The organism is Jatrophihabitans sp. (genome assembly GCA_036389035.1).
Classification (GTDB): domain Bacteria; phylum Actinomycetota; class Actinomycetes; order Mycobacteriales; family Jatrophihabitantaceae; genus Jatrophihabitans_A.
In genome coordinates, this window is sequence record DASVQQ010000015.1 from 39451 (window position 1) to 59857 (window position 20407).

18 protein-coding genes are annotated in these 20407 nt (G+C 71.5%); 6 read left to right on the forward strand and 12 right to left on the reverse strand.

All coding sequences use genetic code 11. The features are described 5' to 3' along the window. Window positions 1-96 precede the first annotated feature (96 nt). Window positions 97-1998, forward strand: a complete 1902-nt coding sequence (locus tag VF557_11080) for a hypothetical protein (protein HEX8080744.1) — start codon at window positions 97-99, stop codon at window positions 1996-1998. 101 nt (window positions 1999-2099) lie between these two features. Here the strand turns inward: VF557_11080 and VF557_11085 are convergent, their stop codons facing one another. The 12 genes from VF557_11085 to VF557_11140 form a co-directional block, all read right to left on the reverse strand. Next, window positions 2100-2354, reverse strand: a complete 255-nt coding sequence (locus tag VF557_11085) for a hypothetical protein (GenBank protein ID HEX8080745.1) — start codon at window positions 2352-2354, stop codon at window positions 2100-2102. A 424-nt stretch (window positions 2355-2778) separates the two neighbouring features. Next, window positions 2779-3093, reverse strand: coding sequence for a hypothetical protein (locus VF557_11090; GenBank protein ID HEX8080746.1), 315 nt, complete (start codon window positions 3091-3093; stop codon window positions 2779-2781). A gap of 223 nt (window positions 3094-3316) precedes the next feature. After that, window positions 3317-4660: a ThiF family adenylyltransferase gene (locus VF557_11095; protein ID HEX8080747.1), complete on the reverse strand. Its 1344-nt coding sequence runs from the start codon at window positions 4658-4660 to the stop codon at window positions 3317-3319. 6 nt (window positions 4661-4666) lie between these two features. After that, complete coding sequence (locus tag VF557_11100) at window positions 4667-5077, reverse strand: E2/UBC family protein (protein ID HEX8080748.1); 411 nt, start codon at window positions 5075-5077, stop codon at window positions 4667-4669. 1 nt (window position 5078) lies between these two features. Continuing rightward, entirely contained in the window at window positions 5079-5366 is a 288-nt protein-coding gene (locus VF557_11105; GenBank protein ID HEX8080749.1) for a multiubiquitin domain-containing protein, read from the reverse strand. A gap of 95 nt (window positions 5367-5461) precedes the next feature. Then, window positions 5462-7216 carry an AAA family ATPase gene (locus VF557_11110; GenBank protein ID HEX8080750.1) on the reverse strand — a complete coding sequence of 585 codons (1755 nt, stop codon included), beginning with the start codon at window positions 7214-7216 and terminating at the stop codon, window positions 5462-5464. Continuing rightward, window positions 7213-8169, reverse strand: a complete 957-nt coding sequence (locus VF557_11115; protein ID HEX8080751.1) for a hypothetical protein — start codon at window positions 8167-8169, stop codon at window positions 7213-7215. The genes VF557_11110 and VF557_11115 overlap by 4 nt, the downstream gene beginning before the upstream one ends. After that, entirely contained in the window at window positions 8156-8770 is a 615-nt protein-coding gene (locus tag VF557_11120; protein HEX8080752.1) for a hypothetical protein, read from the reverse strand. Before VF557_11120 ends, VF557_11115 begins: the two co-directional genes overlap by 14 nt. An 83-nt stretch (window positions 8771-8853) precedes the next feature. After that, a complete protein-coding gene (locus VF557_11125; GenBank protein HEX8080753.1) occupies window positions 8854-10596 on the reverse strand; it encodes a hypothetical protein in 1743 nt (580 codons plus the stop codon). 6 nt (window positions 10597-10602) lie between these two features. Next, complete coding sequence (locus tag VF557_11130) at window positions 10603-11787, reverse strand: glycosyltransferase family 2 protein (GenBank protein ID HEX8080754.1); 1185 nt, start codon at window positions 11785-11787, stop codon at window positions 10603-10605. Between the two features lie 109 nt (window positions 11788-11896). Continuing rightward, entirely contained in the window at window positions 11897-12622 is a 726-nt protein-coding gene (locus VF557_11135) for a class I SAM-dependent methyltransferase (GenBank protein HEX8080755.1), read from the reverse strand. Further along, on the reverse strand, window positions 12619-13707 hold the full coding sequence (locus tag VF557_11140; GenBank protein ID HEX8080756.1) for a lysylphosphatidylglycerol synthase domain-containing protein: 1089 nt from the start codon (window positions 13705-13707) through the stop codon (window positions 12619-12621). The genes VF557_11135 and VF557_11140 overlap by 4 nt, the downstream gene beginning before the upstream one ends. Window positions 13708-13854: 147 nt before the next feature. Between VF557_11140 and VF557_11145 the strand changes: the two genes are divergently transcribed. The 5 genes from VF557_11145 (at window position 13855) to helR (ending at window position 20402) form a co-directional block, all read left to right on the forward strand. Further along, window positions 13855-15000, forward strand: a complete 1146-nt coding sequence (locus VF557_11145) for a glycosyltransferase family 1 protein (protein ID HEX8080757.1) — start codon at window positions 13855-13857, stop codon at window positions 14998-15000. Continuing rightward, window positions 14997-16007 (forward strand): glycosyltransferase family 2 protein, encoded by a 1011-nt coding sequence (locus VF557_11150; GenBank protein HEX8080758.1) that lies wholly within the window; start codon window positions 14997-14999, stop codon window positions 16005-16007. The genes VF557_11145 and VF557_11150 overlap by 4 nt, the downstream gene beginning before the upstream one ends. Then, entirely contained in the window at window positions 16004-17077 is a 1074-nt protein-coding gene (locus VF557_11155) for an NDP-sugar synthase (GenBank protein ID HEX8080759.1), read from the forward strand. The genes VF557_11150 and VF557_11155 overlap by 4 nt, the downstream gene beginning before the upstream one ends. A gap of 13 nt (window positions 17078-17090) precedes the next feature. After that, window positions 17091-18023 carry a hypothetical protein gene (locus VF557_11160; GenBank protein ID HEX8080760.1) on the forward strand — a complete coding sequence of 311 codons (933 nt, stop codon included), beginning with the start codon at window positions 17091-17093 and terminating at the stop codon, window positions 18021-18023. Window positions 18024-18155: 132 nt separating this feature from the next. Next, window positions 18156-20402 carry an RNA polymerase recycling motor ATPase HelR gene (helR, locus tag VF557_11165; GenBank protein ID HEX8080761.1) on the forward strand — a complete coding sequence of 749 codons (2247 nt, stop codon included), beginning with the start codon at window positions 18156-18158 and terminating at the stop codon, window positions 20400-20402. Window positions 20403-20407 lie beyond the last annotated feature (5 nt).

The following is a 20407-nucleotide window of genomic DNA, read 5'->3' on the forward strand; positions in this document are numbered from 1 at the left end:
CGGCCCGCGCAGCGCAGTTTAACGGTCCGCCCGGCCCGACCCGACCCACGCCGCACCTGCCCGGCCGGTGGGCCCCGCAATGCCATACTGGCCTTCGTGGCGAGTCAGGCAGTTATCACCGAGGAGCGCGGCTCCCAACCCGTCGCCACGAACCCCCATCGGCTGCTGGACCGGCTGGCGATCGCGCTGGCCCTGCTGCAGGCGGCCCTGCTGTACCGGTTCATGAGTGTGGGCAGCTGGTTCCTGGACGACTTCCAGAACCTGGAGCTGGCCCAGATGAACCCGCTGTCCAGGGCGTACCTGGAGCTGACCGTGTTCGGGCACCCGCAGCCCGGCAACCGGCTGGTCAACTGGCTGCTGATCCGGGCCTTCCCGATGAACTACCAGGTCGCGGCCGCGCTGGTCGCGATCGGCATCGGCCTGACCGCCTTCACGGTGTACCGCATCCTGCGCAACCTCTTTCCGCCCAGCCCGCTGCACCTGGTGTTCGCCTCGATGGCCGGCGCGACCGCGATGTGGCTGCCCACCGGCCAGTGGTGGGCCGGCGGCTCGGGGGTGACGGCCTGCACGCTGACCAGCGTGCTGAGCTGCGCGTCGCTGGTGCGCTGCTACCTCTCCGACAGCGGCCGGCGCAAGGTGCTCTGGGGGCTGCTGGCCGGCTTCTGGCTGCTGGCCGGGCTGATGTTCTACGAGCGGACGCTGTTCGGCTGCCTGTTCGGGGCGCTGTTCCTGCCGGCCGCGGTGTGCCGGCGGCTCAGCCCGCGCGAGCTGCTGCGGGTGCTGCGGCAGGCCTGGGTCGGCTACCTGTCGCTGGTCGTGGTGGCGGTCAGCTTCCTGGTGTACTACTTGACCGGCGCGTTCGTGCGCCGGCAGCCCGGCTACACCAACGCCGAGGTGGCGGAGTACCTGTGGGTGGCCTGGAGCCGCGCGCTGGTGCCCAGCCTGTTCGGCGGGTCGATCCAGACCAGATCGCTGGGCCCGTACTCCACCGCCGGCACCCCGCTGTGGTGGGTGGTGATCACCCAGCTGGCGGTGCTGGCGATCGCCGTCCTGGGGCTGCGCCGGCTCGGCTGGCGTTCGCTGCGCGGCTGGCTGATCCTGCTGCCGATCTTCCTGGTCGCGCAGTACTCGATCGCCACCGCCCGGTTGGCCGGGCACGGGCCCCGGATCGGCAACGAGTTCCGCTACATCTCAGACGTGGCAGTGCTGGCGGTGCTGGCGCTGGCGGTGGTGCTGATGCGTCCGGGGCCTGACCCGGAGCGGCCGAACGTCGCAGCCGGCGTCGAGCCCTCGCACCGGGCGGCCGGCCTGCTCAGCGGCAGCTGGCGCGGCTTGAACCGACGGCACCTGCTGATCACCGGGGTCTTCCTGCTGGTCACCTGGACGGTGTTCATCACCTCGGCGGTGCCGGTCTCGCGCCGCTGGTCCACCGCGCCCGGAAAGACTTATGTGCCGAACCTGCAACAGGGCATCGAGGCGGCCGACGCCCGGGGGCCGTGGAGCCTCTACACCACGATGGTGCCCAACACGCTGTCGCTGACCACGTACGGGCGCTACAGCACCTCGCCGTTCCTGGCCCGGCTGGTGAGCGGGCACGAGGTCAGCGTCGATGACCTGCGCCGGCCGATGTACGTGCTGGACCGGGCCGGGCATGTGGTGCCGGCCCAGTTCCAGACCCGCAGCACGGTGGCGCTGGCCTGCAGCACCAGCATCAAGCAGCAGGTGTTCGCGCCACTGACGCCGGCGCTGGGCAAGGAGAACTGGAACATCAGGTTCCGCTACAAGGTGGCCAAGCCGTCGCTGCTGCGGTTCGCGGTGCACGACGGCACCCGCTACATCGAGGCGACCGGGTCCTTCCGCGGCTTTCCGGTGAAGGGGTCGGGGGAGCTGACCTTCATGCTGCGTGGCACCGCGATCAAGATCCTGCGGCTGGACGCCCAGCATCCCGGGATCTGCCTGACGGACATCCGGATCGGCCGTCCGATCCGCGCGAGCTAATCAGCGTGCGGCGGACTTACCAGGGTGGGCTAGTTGTTCTGAGCATCAGGCTCTCTGGGCAACATCGAAAATTCAAGCGCGCTACAACCCCTTGCTCACTGTCACGCGGCGGACGCCGGCCCGATGTGCACCGTAAGGGTCAAGCCTTCTGGGTTGGGCGGGGTGGTAGCTGCCGAGCCGTCACCGAATGACAGGAGGAACTCCCGCAGGGCATCCAGCAACATGTCTTGCGCCTCTTCTCTTGAGGCTGCAGTAGTGATCACCCCCGGCAGTTCCACCAAGCCAGCCTGAATCCAGCCACCTTCAACCTGCTTGTAGACAGGTGTCAGGTGCAGCAGCTCATGGGTGGCGGTCACACCCTCAGACTAGAGCCTGCAGCGGGGGTATCACATGCTGGAGGCGTAAAAGACGCACAGCTCGAGACTTATCAACAGGGTGCCGCGGCTCCAGTCCATTGGCTGACATGCTCAGCCTCTGGGTTTGCGGCAGCAGCAAGGACGTGGCACCAACTTGATAAGAGATACCCATTGATTCGCCTGCGCGATCTGGAACGGCATCTACAGCGCCATGGCTGCGAACTGCTTCGCCAAGGCGGGCGACACGCCATTTGGTGGAATCCGGTGAGCCAACGCAGATCAAGCGTCCCACGTCACCGTGAGATACCGGTGACAACAGCTAAGGCCATTTGCGCTCAGCTTGGCGTCGATTCAATTTGAGTGAGGTCGTGAAACTGTTGCTGGGCTCGCCCAGGCCTTTCTCCAGCCCAATCTCGCGTGAACTTCAGCTGACGGCCCAGTAGTTGGTGGCGCCGTGGGTCGACTCCACCCACTCCTGGCCGCACAGGATCGAGACCGCCCGGCCGGTGTTCGGGTCCTCGGTGCGCACCACGGTGGTGCACCGGCGGATGAACAGCTGGTCGGCCGGCCACTCGGTCAACTGGCCGTTGAGTTCGAGCTTGCGGGTGGAGTCGCGGCGCACCCGATAGGCGGCCATCGGTAGCGCGTGGCCCATCGGGTGCAGGCCCGGACGGGGCTGCCAGTGGCCGGCGGGGCAGTACCTGACCGCGCCGTAGGCGGGGAGTGCTGAGTTATGCATGAGGGACCTCGTGGGAGCAGCTGGGGAGGGTGGTCGAACATACGTTCGATAATAGGTGGCGGGACGGCGGCTTTGGAAGAGCCATCTGCCCTGGCTTCGGCGGATCAACTGGCGGCGCACCGATGTCGGGATGCGCGGGGTCTCGATGCGCCGCCAGCGGTAGGCGAGTCCGGCCCCTTCATCGCCGGGACTTTCATCGCCGGGACTTTCATCGCCGGCCCCTTCATTGCCGGGACCGGGTGAAGCGGTTGACGCCGGCGCAGGTGATGCAGTCGGGGTCCGGGCCGTCGACGTCGCGCGGATCGACCCGGGTGCCTGGCCGGCTCGACTCGCCGATCAGGTCGATGTCGAGCCAGCGTGCCGGCGGCCGCGCCCCGGACAGCCAGGCCGCCAGCTCGGACACCGCCGCGTTGACCGTGAGGCCGTTGAGGTACACCACTGACGGGCTCTTGCTGCCGGTGCCGTACCCGTGCTGGCGGTCCAGGCCCTGCTGGTGCACCGGTTTGGCCCAGCGGGCGACCTCGGCGGGGTCGAGCTCGCCGAGGCAGCTCAGGCACGGCCCGTCCGGTGTCGTGAAGATGATCACCCGGCCGCCCAGCGCGAACGGCTCGACGGCGTCATCGACACCGGTCGCGATGTCGATGTAGGGCGTCCGGGTCTGCACGGCTATCTGGTTGAGCCGGTTGCGTGGCCCGTCGTTGTCGACGCAGCCGATGATCAGGTCGACGTCCTCGAGCTCGGGATGCTCGTCGGCGGCGGTGACGCCGCGAGCGGTCGTCACGTTCATCAGCGGGTTGATGGCGCGCATCCGCTTGCGGGTCACGTGCGACTTCGGGTGGCCGACGTCTGCGTAGCCGGCGGTGACCATCCGGTTGAGGTTGCTGATCTCGACCAGGTCGTCGTCCATGATCAGGACGTTGCGAAAGCCCAGGTAGGCCAGCGACTGCGCCATGTGGGACCCGGTGCCACCGGCGCCCACCACCGCGATCCGCATGGTCGTGATCGCCGCCTGGGCCCGGGTGCCGAGCAAGGGCACCTGCCGGGCCAGCCGTTCCTCGGGAACAGCCGCGGCGTTCAGCACCCGCAACTGGTCACCCAGGACGGTCACCGTGCTGAACTGTCCGCGCTCGACACCGCCATGGGCGTCGAAGCGCCACCACTCGGCGTGCACGGCGCCGTCGGCCCAGACGGCGGCCGCGTAGGGCGCGCCGTCGAGCAGGTCCAGGCAGTAGCGGACCGTCGGGGCCAGGGTGTCCTCATCGGTGGAGGAGAAGGCCGGCGGCCCGTGCCGGTGGTTGTGGAACTCCACGATGCCGCCGCCGATCGCCAGGGCGTGGTTGTGGACCCGGTCCAGCGCCTGGTCGGACAGGTACCAGCCGTCGATGCCGCGGGTGGTGTCGGCGTCGGAGATCAGGGTGATCCCGACCACCTCCAGCACCGGGCCGGTGCGGATGTTGTTGCTGATGGCCCGGGTGTAGGCGAAGGCGAATCGTTCACCGTTGGCCTGCGCCAGATGCTGCTCGAGGCGGTCCCAGTGGTGCGGGTCGGTGAACTTCAAGGTGCTCAACGTGTGTCAGCTCGCTTCGTCGAATCGGGTTAGCGCCCCGGTGAGGTAGTCGGTCAGGTTGCTGCCGGCCGCCGGGTCGGCCTTGGGCCGCCAATCGGCCGGGTTGACGTGGTAGGACAGCTGCAGCCACGGCCGGCCCGCGTGGGTCTGGATGCCCTGGCTGTTGCCGGGAGCGGCGCCGCCGGCCAGGGTCAGGTCCGGCCGCGCGCAGATGTTCTCCGGCTGCCCGGCGGGATAGTTCACCGGAATGGCGAACAGCACCTCGGTGCGCCGATGTGACCAACCGGGCGGCAGCCGGTGGTCGGCAAGGGTGACCACGAGCGCCTCGACGTCGAGCGACGCGGTGGGAAACGCCTGGCGCAGGTATGGGTTCTCCCGCGCCAGGCGCTGCCGCAGGTCGGCCGAGATCGAGCTCATCTCAGCCCCGCTTGAACCGGGGACGGCGCTTGAAGTGGGCTCCGGCGGAGAGGTTGACCGTGTCGCCGCCGTTGACGGTGACCCGGGATCCGTCGCTCAGGATCTGGATCAGCCCCTGCTGCGGGTCAAGGCCCGCCGCGAACATGATCTGGGCGCCGGTGATGGTGGGCTGGTCGTACTCGTAGCTGGTGCCGTCGACGTCGTAGACGAACACGGCGTGCAGCCGGTGCGGGGTGCCGTCGGGGCGTCTGCGGTTCGTCACGTCGGCGTCAGAAATAGAGCGGGTCATGGTCGTCCTCCTGAGTGGGGCCCCGACTTAGGGGCTCTCACTGAAAAGTCGACCGAGCGGGCTGTTTTGCAACCCCGGCGTGTCTAAAAGATTTGTCAGCGCGTCGTGGTATGGGCGTAGGTCAGTGCCACGGTGTCCGGCGCGGTGGCCTGCAGCCGGCGGGCCAGGCCCTCCTCGTAGGTGGTGACCAGGATCTGATCGATCGCCCCGGCCTGAGCGGCCCGGACCAGGGTCTGGGCGACCGCCGCGCGGCGAGCCGGGTCCAGATGCTCCAGGGGCTCGTCGAACCAGATCGTCGAGGCCCGGGTGGCCGAGGCGGCCAGCAGCAGCCGGGTCACCAGCACCGCGGTGGCGCGCTCGGCGCCGCTGAGGTCCTCCAGCAGCAGGTCGACGCCGCCCTCGCTGAAGGTCAACTGCCCGTGCGGGCCGAACCGCAGCCCCTCGGAGCCGAACAGCAGCTTCCAGCGGTGGCTGATCTCGGTCGCCAGCGGGTTGATCCGCTGGGTGAGGTAGCGGTCGGCCAGCGCCGTCATGCTGTTCTGCGTCACCTCCAGCACCAGGTCCTCGCGGGACGCCGCCACCAGCGCGGCCTGATCGGCGGCGGCGGTGTCGAGGTCGGTGAGCCGCTGCCGGGCGGCCCGGAGCTGGGCGGTGAGCGCGCCGTGCTGCTCGGCCAGCTCGACGTCCTGACGTCGGGCGTCGGTGAGCGCGGCGGTGGCGGCCGGGCCGGGATCGGCCTCGTCGGGCTCCACCGGCGGCCGCAGCTTGCTGAGCGCGGCGGTGAACCGGGAGATCGCGGTCATCCGGGCGCGCAGCCGCCTGGCCTCCTCCCGGTGCCGCTGGATGTCGGTGTCGGTGTCCGCGCCGACCTGGCCGTGCGCGGCAAGGGCGGCCTCGCGCTCGTGCTCGCTCAGCGGGCGCAGGCAGGTGGGGCAGTGACCGGGGGCGCCTGCCAGCAGCTGAGCGGCCGTCGCCGACTGCGCGACGCGGACCTCCGCTGCCGAGGTCGCCTCCGCGGTCTCGGCCAGCGCGGCAGCCACCTCTCGCTGGCTCTCGTCGATGGCGGTGAGCAGGTCACGCTCGCCCACCTCGATGGCATCTGCCATCTGCTCGGCCAGCGCGGTCGCCTTCTCGTTGAAAGCGGCGGCCTCGGTCCGGTACTGCTCCCAGCGGGTGGCCAGCCGGGCCGCCGGTTCCAGCGCGGTGATCTGCTCGGCCAGCTGCTGCCGCCGCGCCGAGGTCGCCTCGAGCTCGGCCTCGAGGGCAGAGATGGCGTGGGCCGCGGCCTCGAACTCCTCGTCACCGGCCTGCGCGTCGGCGCGCAGCGACCTGATCTCGGCCGCCAGCACCTGGCGGCGTTCGGCCAGCTGGGCTGCCGCGGCCAGCAGGGTCTGCACGCCGAACACCTGCGCGAGGTGGTCCCGGACCGGGAAGCCGGTGGCCTTGCCGGCGGCCGGCGGCGGCCCGAACACCACCGCGTCGAGCACGGTGCGGTCAGCCGACCAGGCCTTGGCCAACAGCCTCAGATAAGCGCGCTCGTCCAGCGCGTCACCGTCGACGCTCGCCGAGAACGTGCTCACGCCGTTGCGGCGAAGCGACCTGCTGACCCGGACGTCCGGGTGGCCGGGCAGGTCGAAGCCGAGCTGGACCGACGCCGAGTCGTGGCCGCTGCGGATCGCCCGAACCGCGGCGCGGCCGTCGGGCAGGCCCAGCAGGCACCAGCGGACCGCCTCTACCAGCGAGGACTTGCCCACGCCGTTCGGCGCGACGAAGAACGTCACCGGATGGGTGAGCCGCAGGTCCAGGTCCTCATAGGCCCGCCAGTGCCGCACCCCGATCCGGCGGATCACGATGCGACCGCCTCGGCCAGGGCCGCCAGCCGGGTGATGAGGGCAGTGCCGTGCAGCCGGCCTGATTGCACGTCGGCCACCACCCCGCCGATGCTCGACGGGTCCAGTGACTTCAGCGCGGTGACGGCCTCGCGCTTGTGCTGCAGCCGGGGCCGGGACCGCCGCGCGGCGGCCAGCGTGGCGGTGGCGACCGCGAGGGCGTCGGCGCTCACGTCGCCGAGGTCGATCAGCTCGGTGAACCCGGCGACCCGCTCCCAGCGCGGCAGCCGGGACTCGAAATACCGGCCCAGGGTGACCTCGAGCAGGTCGGCGGCGGTGTGGACCCCCGGCTCCAGCCAACCCCGGACCGGGTCGATCGAGGCGTTGGCGTCCGCCGCGGTCAGCAGCACGGCGTGCCGGGCGTCGGGCGTGCTCAGGCACACCGCGGAGATGTCGGGGTAGCGCCGCAGGAACACCGCGACCTCGGCCGGCTCAGCCGTCAGGGCGGCCGGCGGCGCGCTGAACAACGCGACGCTGTCACCGAGGGCGCTGCACTGGGCCACCGCCGACAGCTGCGCCGACTGCCACTGCTTCCAGGCGGGGGAGCGGTCCACCACCACCTGCCGGTCGAAGCGCAGCTCCAGCTGGCGCAGCGCCACCTCGACCGGATCAGTGACGGGGTCAGCCACCTCCGGCCCGGCTGCGGCGTCCGGGCGGGACCGGCTGCCGGTGGCCGCCGCCTGCGTACCGGGCGCGACCAGGCCGAGCCGGATCGCCACCGGGTCGCTCTCCAGCGGCGGCAGCGCCGGGGCCCGATCGGCCAGCGCGGCCACGATCGCGAACTGCTCGCGCAATCGCCGGCGCTCGTCGTTGGACAAGCTCGAGAGGTCGGGCTCGGGCCCGCGTCCCCTGAGGAACAGGAGGTAGCTGTCGACCAGGTCGCTGGACACGTCATCGAAGTCAGCTGCGTCCACGGCTGGCCTCCCTTCCACCTGACGGGTTGCGCAGGCGCTTCACGCATCGCCGCAGCGAGTCCAGGGCCCGCGAGCGCAGCCGGCTCACCGCCTGATGCGTCGTGCCGGCCGTCAACGCCCAGTCCGACAGCGTCTGGTTGCCCATCACCGTCGCCCGGACGACCGCGCGCTGATCGGCGGTCAACCTCTCCAGGCACGTGGTCACCAGCTGGTGCAACGCCTCCTCCTCGGCGGCGGCCAGGATCTCGCGCCGGTCGGGCAGGGTGCCGGCGATCTCGAGGGCGTCCAGGCTGGAGATGCGCTGGCGTTCCCGCAGGATCCGGCGGCCCTCGTCGATACCGCGCCGGTAGGCGATGGTCTTGGCCAGCCCGACCGGTGAGGTCATCGCCGCCGGGTCGCCCCGCAGCAGCTCCATGAAGGCGATGTAGACGACGTCCTGGACCCGGTGCTCGTCGGGCGGCTTGGCGATGACCCGCTGGATGCCCCGGCGAGCGGTCTGGTGCATGCCTTCGCGCAACGAGTCATACAGGCTCCGGACGTCGCCGTAGCCTGTCTGCCACCGCTCCACGAGCTCGTCGAGCTCGCGCGCATCGTCATCCATCACAAGTCAGTCGTCCGAACCTGGCGGTTTGCAACCCCCTGCGCGCGCCTGGAGTGCGGGGCGGTCGTCATTGCCTTCGCACCCTAGGGGGTCGGGATGGCCGGCAGGGTGTAGAAGCCGTCGGGCAAGCCGAACACCAACCTGGCGTCGGTGTTGGAGGACGGGGTGACGGCGATGAAGCCGGTGTTGTTCGGAAAGCCGCGGTTGGCGGTCGAGACGTCGGTGCGCACCACCTGGGTCGCGCCGCCGCCGATGATCTTGCCGCTGCCGTCGGTGACCGCCACGCACTGCAGCGGGTGCCCGACCCAGTGGATCCAGCCGGAGAACTCGCGGGTGCCGCCCACCAACCGGTCCTGATCGAGGGAGGCCGACTTGCCGAACAGCCGGACGGGCAGCGGGCGGGCCTTGGCCAGGTCGATGGAGTCCTCAGGCTTCAGCCCGCAGCCCAGGGTGTAGTCGCTGGTGAACGGGTAGCTGCCCAGGCCCTTGAGCCGGGAGACCACCGCGTCCGGGTCCTGCAGGCGGGGCTGGAACGGGTCGGTCGCGTCGAACCGCACCCCGGCGGCCATCGCGTTCTGCACCGGCGACTCGCCGGCTGTCGTCTGATACAGCGGCGGACTGCCCGCCCAGAACACCGCGACCGCGGCCGCGATGACCGCGATGCCGACCGTCAGCTCGCGCGAGCTGCGCAGCGTCCGGATGCCGACCACCGCCACCGCGATCCAGAACAACCCGGACAGCGACACGTAACGTGCCTGGGCGCCGTCGCCGAGGAACACCTCGCTGCGACCGAGGGAGATCAGACCGGCCGCGAGCAGCGAGTAGGTCGCCACCCCCCACCACGGGATCAGGTCGGCGTACTCCTCGCGCCGGGTCCAGAACGTCACGAAGCCCACCGCCAGCACCGCCAGCCCGCCGGCGCCGGCCACCAGGCCGAACGTCCCGCCGGTCGGGTCCCACAGCGTCGACAGGTTGGTCAGGAACGTCTGGGACAGCAGCCCCGGGTCCTTGCTGATCCCCTTGCCGGTGGTGCCGCCGTTGGAGGTCAGCTTGTACACCACGGCGGCGCCGAAGAACAACCCGAGCGGCAGGGCCCAGCGCCACCAGCGATCACGGCGCAGCAGCGCCACCACCACGATGGCCAGCGGCGCGGCGAACCCGGTGCCGTAGCTCAGCAGCGCCAGCGCCGCGGCGGCCACGGCCAGGCCGGTGCGCCGGTCCCGGGCGAACAGCACGCCCAGCAGCCCGAACACGTTCGCGGTGATCCAGGCCGTCCCGCTCATGCCCTTGAGGTAGTTCCACGCCCCGGTCGGGCAGAACAGCACCGCGCTGGCGGCCAGCATCAGCATTATCCGCGCCAGGGGAGGCCACCGGCTCGGCAGCAGGAACCACAGCACCGCCAGCGAGGCCAGCGCCATTCCGATGGCGAAGTACCCCAGCTCGTGGTTCGTCCCGTTCAGCAGCTTGGCGTCGAGGTAGTAGACGACCTGCGGCACGAAGAACGGGTGCTCGTTCTGGTAGCTGAACAACCCGCGCAGGTGCAGGCTGCCGTCCGGGTTGGTGATGCGCACCAGCGAGGGCCAGTAGTCCTGGTACTGCATCTGGGTGGACTTGCCGACCCGCCGGGCCATCAGCAGCGCCGGCAGCAACACCAGCAGCGCGGCCCACCAGCCCGGCCGCACGGTCCCGGCCCGCTCACCCCACCGGCCGAACCGGCCGGGACGATCAGCGACCGACCCTACCGCGCTCGCCCCGGCTCCGGTCCTGCCGGTGCGCTCGGGGTCGGTCTCGCGTTCGGAAGGGCTGTCGGTGATCGTGGTGTCCACAGTCGATCAGTTCGCCCGCGGCCGGGCCAGCGCCGGATCGGTCGGGGGCTGCGAGTTCTGCGGGGTCAGCGCGGGCAGCACCGTGGTCTCGGTCGAGGCCGCCGGCATCGAGGTGGCGCCGGCGGCAACCGGAGCGGTGGTGGCTGCCGGCGCGCCGTCGTTCGCCAGCACCGCGGTCTCGACGCCGGTGTCGGCCACCGGCACGCCCGACACGGCGGGCACGTTCGGAATCGGCCGGGTCCTGCTGCGCAACGGCACCGAGGTGTCGAAGTTGCGATCTGTCCGATGGATGATCAGCTCGGCCAGCAGCCCCATGCCGATCAGCTGGACGGCCAGCATCTCGAGCAGGATGCCCAACTGAAGCAGCGGCCGGGTGCCGATGCCGTTGTCGGTGAACAGCCAGACCGCCAGCAGGTAGGTCAGGATCAGCGAGCCGAGCACGCCGAACATCAGGCCGAGCCCGCCCAGCAGGTGCGAGGGCCGCCGGCCGTACCGGGTGATCGAGACGACGGTGAGCAGGTCGAGCGCGCCGCGGGCATAGCGTTCCAGGCCGTACTTGGACACCCCGTGCAGCCGCGGCCGGTGGTTGACCGGGATCTCGGTGACCCGGAAGCCGTTGGCGTGCGCCAGCGCCGGGACGTAACGGTGTAGCTCGCCGTACAGCGGCACCACGTCATAGATCTCTTTGCGGGCCACCCGCAGGCCGCTGTTGTGGTCGTTGAGCTTCAGGCCGGTGACCACGCCGGTGGCGCGGTTGAACAGCTTGGACGGCAGCCGCTTGCCGAGCGGGTCCTTGCGGTCGCGCTTGTAGCCGGTGACCAGGTCGAAGCCGCTCTCCAGCATGGCCAGCATCCGGGGCAGCTCGTTGGGGTCGTCCTGCATGTCGGCGTCCATCGTGATGATGATCTCGCCGTGCGCCTCGGCGAAGCCGGCCGCCAGCGCGGCGGCCTTGCCGAAGTTGCTGCGGAACCGCAGCGCCCGCACCCGCGGGTCGACGGCCGCGACCGCCTCGATCGAGTCCCAGGTGCCGTCGGTGCTGCCGTCGTCGACGAAGACGATCTCGTAGCTGAACTCCGGCCGCTGCCGCATCGCGCTGACGATCTCGGCGACCAGCGGAGCGATCGTCTTGACCTCGTCCTTGGCAGGAATGACAAGGGAGATGTCCACGTCTGACAGGCGTGCGTTGGTCACGAAGTACTCCGTTCGGCGCTGAAGGGACCCCGTCGATCGTACCGCCGGAGCAGGGCCCGGCCGGTCAGCGCGCGCGGCCCGCCGGGCCTGGCCACTGGGCGGACGGGCATCACGGGGCCGTCAGGATCGAGGTCTGGTCGGGGTAGGGAAGGGTCGGGGTGAGACCGGTCAGCCGGCGCTCGGCCATTCCGGACCGCTGGATCGCCTCGCGGTAGCGACGCCGGCGGGTGTTGTCGAAGACGATGACGCCGCCCGGTTCGAGCCGGTGCCGGGCCCGTTCCAGGCAGGCCTCGCGAGCGCGCCCGTCGATCACGATGAGCGAGAACTCACCGGGCACGTCGTCGATGCTGGCCACGTAGCCGGCGAAGTCCAGGCCGGCCGCGCCTTCTTTGCGGGAGCCGACCACCGGAGCGTCCGAGGGCACCGGCTCGACGATTCGGAAGTCGACGTTGGCCAGCGGCGCCAGCGAGGGCCGCAGGTGCTCGCCGAACTCGCGGTGATGCTCGACCGAATGCACCTCATCGGCCCGCTTGGCCAGCCACAGGGTGCTGGCGCCCGAGCCGTACTCGAACACCCGGACCGGCTTGGGGTGAGCAGTCAGCCAAGCCTCGACCACGTCGACGGCCCGGTAGGTCCACCACGGCACGTCCAGCTCGGCGATCGCCAGCGAGTCATAGGCCCGGGTCAGGCTGTACATCCAGTGCTTGGTGCGCTGATCGCGCGACGGGGGCTGCTCGCTCAGCAGGCCCGCCCTGGTCAGCACCGAGCCGGCTCCCCGCGCGCCGGCCGCGTAAAGCCCCTTGGCGCGCAACAGCGCGTTCGGCTTGTTGGTCACTGCATGCTCCCGTTCGTCAAGGCGCCACCTGCCGGCGCGCCGTCGGTGGCTGCCGTGCTGGTGGCTGCCGTGCTCGCCGTGACCGCCCCGCCGGCCCGGCGCACCGCCCACAACCCGAGCAGCCCGCCGCCGGCGTCGACGGCGATGAACAGCAGCCGGGCGATGGCTGCCACCGCGACCGCCGGCCCGTTGTCCAGGCCGCTGATGGCCAGGAACACCAGCTCACGCAGCCCCGCCCCGGCCGGAACCGGGATGGCCAGAAAGCCGATGATCCAGGCCGCTACCGCGGCGAACGCTACCCGAGCCGGCTGCTGGGAGTAGCCCAGCGCCTCGGTGACGCACACCGACGTCGCGCCCACCAGCAGCCAGGTGGCGATCGACCAGGCGGTCAGGCCCAGCATGGCGCGCCACGGCTGCGGCTCGATCCGGACCCGGCCGCGGGTCAGCTTCGCGCCCACCGCCAGCAGCCGCCCCAGCACCGCCGGGTGCAGCGCGCCGACGCCGAGCGGGATGAGCGCCAGCATCAGCCAGCCCCAGCTCAGGCCGTCGCCGTCGGCTGCCACGAACGGCGCGAGCACCCCGCACACCACGGCGGCGGCCACGCACATCACGGCGTAGCAGATCAGCGTCGTCAGGTACCCGGTCGAGCGGGAGATGCCGGCCCGCGCGGCCAGCTCGCCGCGGCCCAGCACCGGCCAGACACCGCCCGGGACGTACTTGCCCAGCTCACCGCCGAAGTACCAGGCCACCGCGTCCCGTCGACGGGTGGCGGCCCCGAACACCTGCAGGCAGCGCCACCACAGCAGCCCCAGCCCGGTCATCGCCGCCGCGGCGGTCAGCAGGGCCAGCAGCAGCCAGCCGGGCCGGGCGTCGGCCAGAGCGTCGGAGATGCTGTTCCACTCCCGGGCCAGGGTCAGCACGCACAGCGCGACCGCCAGCACCGCGATCACCAGCCCGCCGGCCTTGAGCGCCACCGCCAGCCGGGACCGGGTGGGCTGGTCGGGCGGAGCCGGCGTCGGCGACGGCGTGGGCGTCGGCGTCGGCAAGGCCGCTGACGCGTCGCTGTCGGATACCGGCACGGACATCGAGCTTAGTGCCTGGCCGACCCCCGGACGGCCAGTCGCGGACGGCGCGGCGGTCGCCTCGGCCGAGCGCTGGACGCAATAGGTTGCACCAGTGGTCCACTAGGATCGATTTTTTCCGCGGTCCCGATCCCGGTCTGGAGTCCTGCCGTGCTGCGTGTGCTCGTCGACGCCACGGCCATCCCCGCCCAACTGCGCGGCGTCGGGCGCTACCTGGACAACGTCCTGCCTGCCCTGGTGACCGCCGGTGTCGAGGTGACAGCCCTCGCCCAGGCCCGTGACCGCAAGCATTTCGAGGACCTGGGCGTGGCCTGCGTCCCGGACGTGGCGGTGCCGGCCGGCCGGGCTGCCCGGCTGGCCTGGGAGCAGTACGGGCTGCCCGGGGTGGCGGCCCGGCTGGCCCCTGACGTGCTGCACTCGCCGCACTACACCCACCCGTTGCGCTGGCGGGGCCCGCTGGCGGTGACGGTGCACGACGGCACCTTCTTCTCCGATCCGCAGTGGCACACCCGCACCAAGGGCCCGTTCTTCCGCGCCGCGACCCGCCTGGCGGTGCGCCGGGCCGACGTCTGCATCGTGCCGGCCCAGGCCACCGCCGACGAGCTGCACCGGCGGCTGGGCCTGGAACCCGACCGGGCGCAGGTCGCGCACCTGGGCGTCGACACGGCGCTGTTCAAGCCGCCGGACGCCGAGGCCAAGGCCCGGGCCCGGGCCGCCGCCGGGCTGGAGCCGGCCGAGGAGTTCATCGCGTTCCTGGGCACCCTGGAACCCCGCAAGAACGTGCCGGCGCTGATCCGGGGCTGGGTGTCGGCCTGCGCGCGGCTCGCCGGCCCGCCGCCGGCCCTGGTGCTGGCCGGCGGCGCCGGCTGGGACCGCGACCTCGAGGCCGCGGTGGCGGCGGTGCCGGCCGGGCTGCGGCTGCTGCGTCCGGGCTACCTGCCGCTGGCCGAGCTGCCCGGCCTGCTCGGCGCGGCCACCGTGGTGGCCTACCCGAGCCTGGGCGAGGGCTTCGGGCTGCCGGTGCTGGAGGCGATGGCCTGCGGCGCGGCGGTGCTGACCACCCGGCGCCTGGCGTTGCCCGAGGTCGGCGGTGAGGCGGTCGCCTACGCCGAGCCCACCGACGACTCGATCGCCGACGCGCTGGGCTGGCTGCTGACCGACCCGCAGCTGCGCGAGCAACTGGGCCAGGCCGGCCTGGCCCGGGCGGCGCGGTTCACCTGGGCCGCCTGTGCCGAGGCGCACCTGCGCGGCTACGAGCACGCGCTGCGGCGCTCCAGGCAGGAGGGCAGGCGTTGACCGACGCCACGTTCGACAAGGACACCGTCGCCGGGGACACCCTCACGGTTGTCGCGGTCACCTTCTCGCCGGGCAGCTCGCTCACCAGCTTTCTGGACAGCCTGGCGCTGGCCACCGACCGTGAGGTCGAGGTGCTGCTGGCCGACAACGGCTCCAGCGACGGGGCGCCCGAGGCGGCCGCGCGGCGTCCCGGGGTCAGGCTGATCAGCACCGGCGGCAACCTCGGCTACGGCGGGGGCGTCAACGCCGGTGTCGCGGCGACCGGCGCCGAGTGGGTGGTGGCCGCCAACCCGGACGTGGTGTGGGACCCGGGCTCGATCGACGTGCTGCTGGCCGCGGCCGAGCGCTGGCCCCGCGCCGGCGCGCTCGGTCCGCTGATCCGCCAGCCCGACGGCGGGGTCTACCCGTCGGCCCGGGCGCTGCCCACCCTCGGACGAGGCATCGGTCATGCCGTGTTCGGCTGGTTCTGGCCGGGTAACCCGTGGAGCACCCGCTACCGGCGCGAGAACGAGCAACCGGCCGAGCGGACCGCCGGCTGGTTGTCAGGGTCCTGCCTGCTGCTGCGCAGGCAGGCGTTCGAGTCCGTCGGGGGCTTTGACCCGGCGTACTTCATGTACTTCGAGGACGTGGACCTGGGGGAGCGGCTGGCCGACGCCGGCTGGCTGAATGTCTACGTCCCCTCGGCGGCGGTGACCCACACCGGGGCGCACGCCACCTCGCGAAACCCCTCGGCGATGACCTCGGCGCACCATCGCAGCGCCTGGCTGTACTTCAGCCGGCACTACTCGGGCCTGCGCTGGCTGCCGCTGCGGCTGGTGATACGCCTCGGTTTGGCAGTGCGTGAACAATTGTCCTTGCGGATCGCCGGTGTCAGCGCCGGCGCCCGCCCGCACGGCAAGCAGCGCCGGCGATCGGACGGCGAGGTTCGCACGGGCAATGCGGCCAGTGCCGCCAGCGCCGCCAGCGGCGACAATGCCGTCAGTGCCGATAAGGGGGATGTTGGATGACGTCATCGGTCGAGGCGATAGTGCTGGTGGGTGGCAAGGGCACCCGGTTGCGGCCGCTCACGCTGTCGGCGCCGAAGCCGATGCTGCCGACCGCGGGCGTGCCGTTCCTGACCCACCTGCTGTCCAGGATCAAGGCCGCCGGGATTACCCACGTCATCCTGGGAACCAGTTACCAGGCCGAGGTGTTCTCCGAGCACTTCGGCGACGGCGCCGCGCTCGGCCTGGATTTGGAGTACGTCGTGGAGACCGTGCCGCTGGGCACCGGCGGCGCGATCGGCAACGTCGCGCACCTGCTGCGCGGTGACACCGCGATGATCTTCAACGGCGACATCCTGACCGGCTGTGACCTGACCGGCCTGCTGGACCAGCACCGCCGGACGTCGGCCGACGTCACCCTGCACCTGACCACCGTGCAAGACCCGCGCGCCTTCGGCTGCGTGCCCACCGACGCCGACGGCCGGGTGACCGCCTTCCTGGAGAAGGACCCGAACCCGGTCACCGACCAGATCAACGCCGGCACCTACGTGTTCTCCCGCGCTGTCGTCGAGTCGATCCCGTCCGGACGGCCGGTCTCGGTGGAGCTCGAGACCTTTCCCGGCCTGCTCGCCGGCGGCGCGCTGGTGACCGGTTACCTGGACACCAGCTACTGGCGCGACCTGGGCAAGCCTGCTGACTTCGTGGCCGGATCTGCTGATCTGGTAAGGGGAATCGCGCCCACCGAGGCGCTGCCCGGACCCACCGGCGAGGCGCTGGTGCTGCCCGAGGCGAAGGTCGCCGACGGCGCGGTCCTGACCGGCGGTTGCACGGTCGGGCGGAACTGCGTGGTCGAGTCGGGCGCGGTGATCGACGGCTCGGTGCTCTTCGACGGCGCCCGGGTGGCGGCCGGCGCCTCGGTGCGCGCCAGCATCATCGGCCGGGACGCCGTGGTCGGGCCCGGCACCCTGCTGGACTCGGTGGTGATCGGGGACCGGGCGGTGCTCGGCGCCGGCATCGAACTGCTGGCCGGGGCACGGGTCTGGCCGGACGTCCAGCTCGCTGACGGCAGCGTCCGTTTCTCGGCCGACAGCTAGTTCCGGCGTCGACATGAGCAGCCCGGCCATGGCCGAACTCCGCTGGCAGCCGCCGGCGCCGGTCGACCTGGTCCGGACGCTGCGACCGCTGTGCCACGGCGCCGGCGACCCGACCGCCCGGTTCGTCAACGGCACGTTCTGGTGGGCCTGCCGCACCCCGCAAGGCCCCGGAACCCTCGCGATCAGCGCTGCCGGCGAGCAGCTGCACGCCCGAGCCTGGGGGGCCGGCGCGGACTGGCTGCTGGCAGCGACGCCGGACCTGCTCGGCGCCGGCGATGACTGGTCCGAGCTCGACGTCAGCGGCCATCCGGTGCTGCGGCAGGCCCGGCGCAACCGGCCCGGCGTCCGGCTGACCAGGACCGGCCTGGTGCTGGACTCGCTGGTGCCGGCCTGCCTGGAGCAGCGGGTCACCGGCCAGGAGGCGTTCCGGGCCTGGCGGCTGCTGACCTACGCCTACGGCGAGCGGGCGCCGGGACCGGCCGAACCGCGGCTGTGGCTGCCGGCCGAGCCGGCCCGGCTGCTGGAGGTGCCCAGCTGGGACTGGCACCGGTTCGGGGTAGACGCCAAGCGCTACCGGGCGGTCCGGGCCGCGGCGACGGTGGCCGGCCGGCTGGAGGAGTGCGTGGGGCTGGCTGCCAGCCAGTCGATCGCCGCGGCGCGGCAGCGGCTGGCGCTGGTGCCCGGCGTCGGGCCGTGGACCGTCGCCGAGACCACAGTGCGGGCGCTCGGTGACCCGGACGCCGTCAGTGTCGGGGACTTTCACCTTTCCAACATTGTGGGTTTCGCCCTGACCGGTGCGCCCCGCACCGACGACGCGACGATGCTGGAGCTGCTCGAGCCGTGGGCCGGGCAGCGCGCCCGGGTGATCCGGCTGATCCTGCTCAGCGGCCTGACGCCGCCCAAGTACGGCCCGCGGTACAGCCCGCAGGACATGTCCGGGATCTGAGAAGACGAAAGGCAAGGAGGTCATTGTCTCCTTGCCACTTTCAACTTATAGCGCACCGGGGGGCTTGCGGCAAGACCCGGGTGGCGCCGCAGAATCGCCGACCGAGGCCAGGGCCTCGGATCGGAGCTGCACGTGAACCCCCTTACCACCAGCGCGTTCGACCTTCCCGACCACCTCAGCGCCAAGGCCGACCCACGGCTGATCGCCGGCGACGAGCAGCACTTCGCGGCCATCGCCGAAAGCCTCGAGCAGTCGATCGCCGACCTGTCCGACCGGCTCGATGCCGCGCGCAAGGCGCCGGGTGGCGCCGGCCAGCAGGCGTTGGACCGGGACCTGGAGATCCACCGGTTGAACGCTCGGCTGCGCGCCCTGCGTCGCTTCGGCCTGGACCTGTGCCTCGGGCACATGGTCAGCACGGACAACCCCGAGCCGGTGTACATCGGGCGGCTCGGCCTGACCGACCCCGCGGGTCACCGGCTGCTGCTCGACTGGCGCTCCGCCGCGGCTGAGCCGTTCTTCGGAGCGACCCATGCCAACCCGGTGGGCCTGGCCAGCCGCCGCAGGTACCGCTGGACCGGCGGCCGGATCAGCGACTACTGGGACGAGGTGTTCAGCACCGACGGGATGGCCGGAATGGCCGAACACCCCGCGCTGGACGACCAATCCGCCTTTCTCGCCAGCCTGGGCAGCAGCCGCTCGCCCCGGATGCGTGACGTGCTCGCCACCATCCAGGCCGACCAGGACGCCATCATCCGCGCGGGATCCGGCGGCGCGCTCGTCGTCGACGGCGGCCCGGGCACCGGCAAGACCGTCGTGGCCCTGCACCGCTCGGCCTACCTGCTCTACTCCGACCCTCGCCTCGGCCGCCGCAGCGGTCACTCCACCGGCGGCGTGCTGTTCATCGGCCCGCACCAGCCCTACCTGGACTACGTCGCCGACGTCCTGCCCGGCCTCGGCGAGGAGGGCGTGCAGACCTGCACCCTGCGCGACCTGGTCGCCGAGGGAGCTGTGGCCGGGATCGAGGCCGACCCGCGGGTGGCCCAGCTGAAGTCGTCGGCGGACCTGGTGACGGCGATCGAGACGGCCGTCCGGTTCTACGAGGAGCCGCCCACCAAGCCGATGGCGGTCCAGACGCACTGGTCCGACAGCTGGCTGAGCGCCGATGAGTGGGCCGAGGCGTTCGAAGCGGCCGAGCCGGGCACCCCGCACAACGAGGCGCGCGAGCAGGTCTTCGAGGAACTGCTCGTGATCCTGATGGACAAGCACGACGGCGACGCCTCGCCCCACCTGCTGCGCAAGTCGTTGCTGCAGAACGAGGAACTGCTCACCACCTTAAACAGGGCGTGGCCGCTGATCGACGCGGCTGACCTGGTCGCTGACCTGTGGTCGGTGCCGGCCTACCTGCGCAGGTGCGCTCCGTGGCTCAGCGCCGCCGAGGTTCGATTGCTGCAACGCGAAGACGCCCAGGCCTGGACGGAGTCCGACCTGCCGTTGCTGGATGCGGCGCGGCGGCGGCTCGGTGACCCGGAGGCGTCGCGGCGCAAACGCCGGAGCGCCGCGGCTCTCGCCTCCCAACGGGAGCAGATGACCCGGGTGGTCGATGACCTCATCGCGGCCGATGACTCCGAGTTGCTCCTGATGACCAGCCTGCGCCAGCAGGATCTGCGCGACGCCCTGGTCGACGAGGCCGCGCTGCCCGGCGCCGATCCGGACCTGCTCGCCGGCCCGTTCGCGCACATCGTGGTGGACGAGGCTCAGGAACTGACTGATGCGCAATGGCAGATGCTGCTGCCGCGCTGCCCGTCCGGCAGCTTCACCGTCGTCGGGGACCGCGCCCAGGCCCGGCACGGGTTTCCCGAGTCGTGGCAGGAGCGGCTGGCCCGGATCGGACTGGTCCGGATCAGCGTGGCCACCCTGAACATCAACTACCGGACGCCGAAAGAGATCATGGCCGAGGCCGAGCCGGTCATCCGGGCCGTGCTCCCGGACGCGAACGTGCCGACCTCCATCCGCGGCGCCGGCGTCCCCGTGCGGCGCGGATCGGTTTCGGAGCTGAGCGTGATCCTCGACAGCTGGCTCGCCGAGCATGGTGAAGGAACAGCGTGCGTCGTAAGCACATCCTCGATCGAGGATCCCGCCTTGCGAGCAGCCTTGGAAGGCAAGCCGCGGGTCCGGTCGCTGACCCCGGAGCTGGTCAAGGGGCTGGAGTTCGATCTGGTGGTGCTCATCGACCGGGCGGCCTCAGGCACCGGGACATCAGGCGCGGAGGCATCAGGCGCGGAGACGTCAGGCGGCGCCGGTGCCATCGAAGCAGCCGTCGACCGCTACGTGGCGATGACCCGGGCGACCCAGCGACTCGTCCTCCTCACCAGCCCCTGACCTCG

Bases quoted from the DNA above. Each gene is read 5' to 3' on its own strand.
- VF557_11090 (HEX8080746.1), bottom strand. From the start codon at position 3,093: ATGCATAACTCAGCACTCCCCGCCTACGGCGCGGTCAGGTACTGCCCC.
- VF557_11100 (HEX8080748.1), bottom strand. From the start codon at position 5,077: ATGAGCTCGATCTCGGCCGACCTGCGGCAGCGCCTGGCGCGGGAGAAC.
- VF557_11105 (HEX8080749.1), bottom strand. From the start codon at position 5,366: ATGACCCGCTCTATTTCTGACGCCGACGTGACGAACCGCAGACGCCCC.
- VF557_11120 (HEX8080752.1), bottom strand. From the start codon at position 8,770: ATGGATGACGATGCGCGCGAGCTCGACGAGCTCGTGGAGCGGTGGCAG.
- VF557_11140 (HEX8080756.1), bottom strand. From the start codon at position 13,707: ATGTCCGTGCCGGTATCCGACAGCGACGCGTCAGCGGCCTTGCCGACG.
- VF557_11155 (HEX8080759.1), top strand. From the start codon at position 16,004: ATGACGTCATCGGTCGAGGCGATAGTGCTGGTGGGTGGCAAGGGCACC.
- VF557_11160 (HEX8080760.1), top strand. From the start codon at position 17,091: ATGAGCAGCCCGGCCATGGCCGAACTCCGCTGGCAGCCGCCGGCGCCG.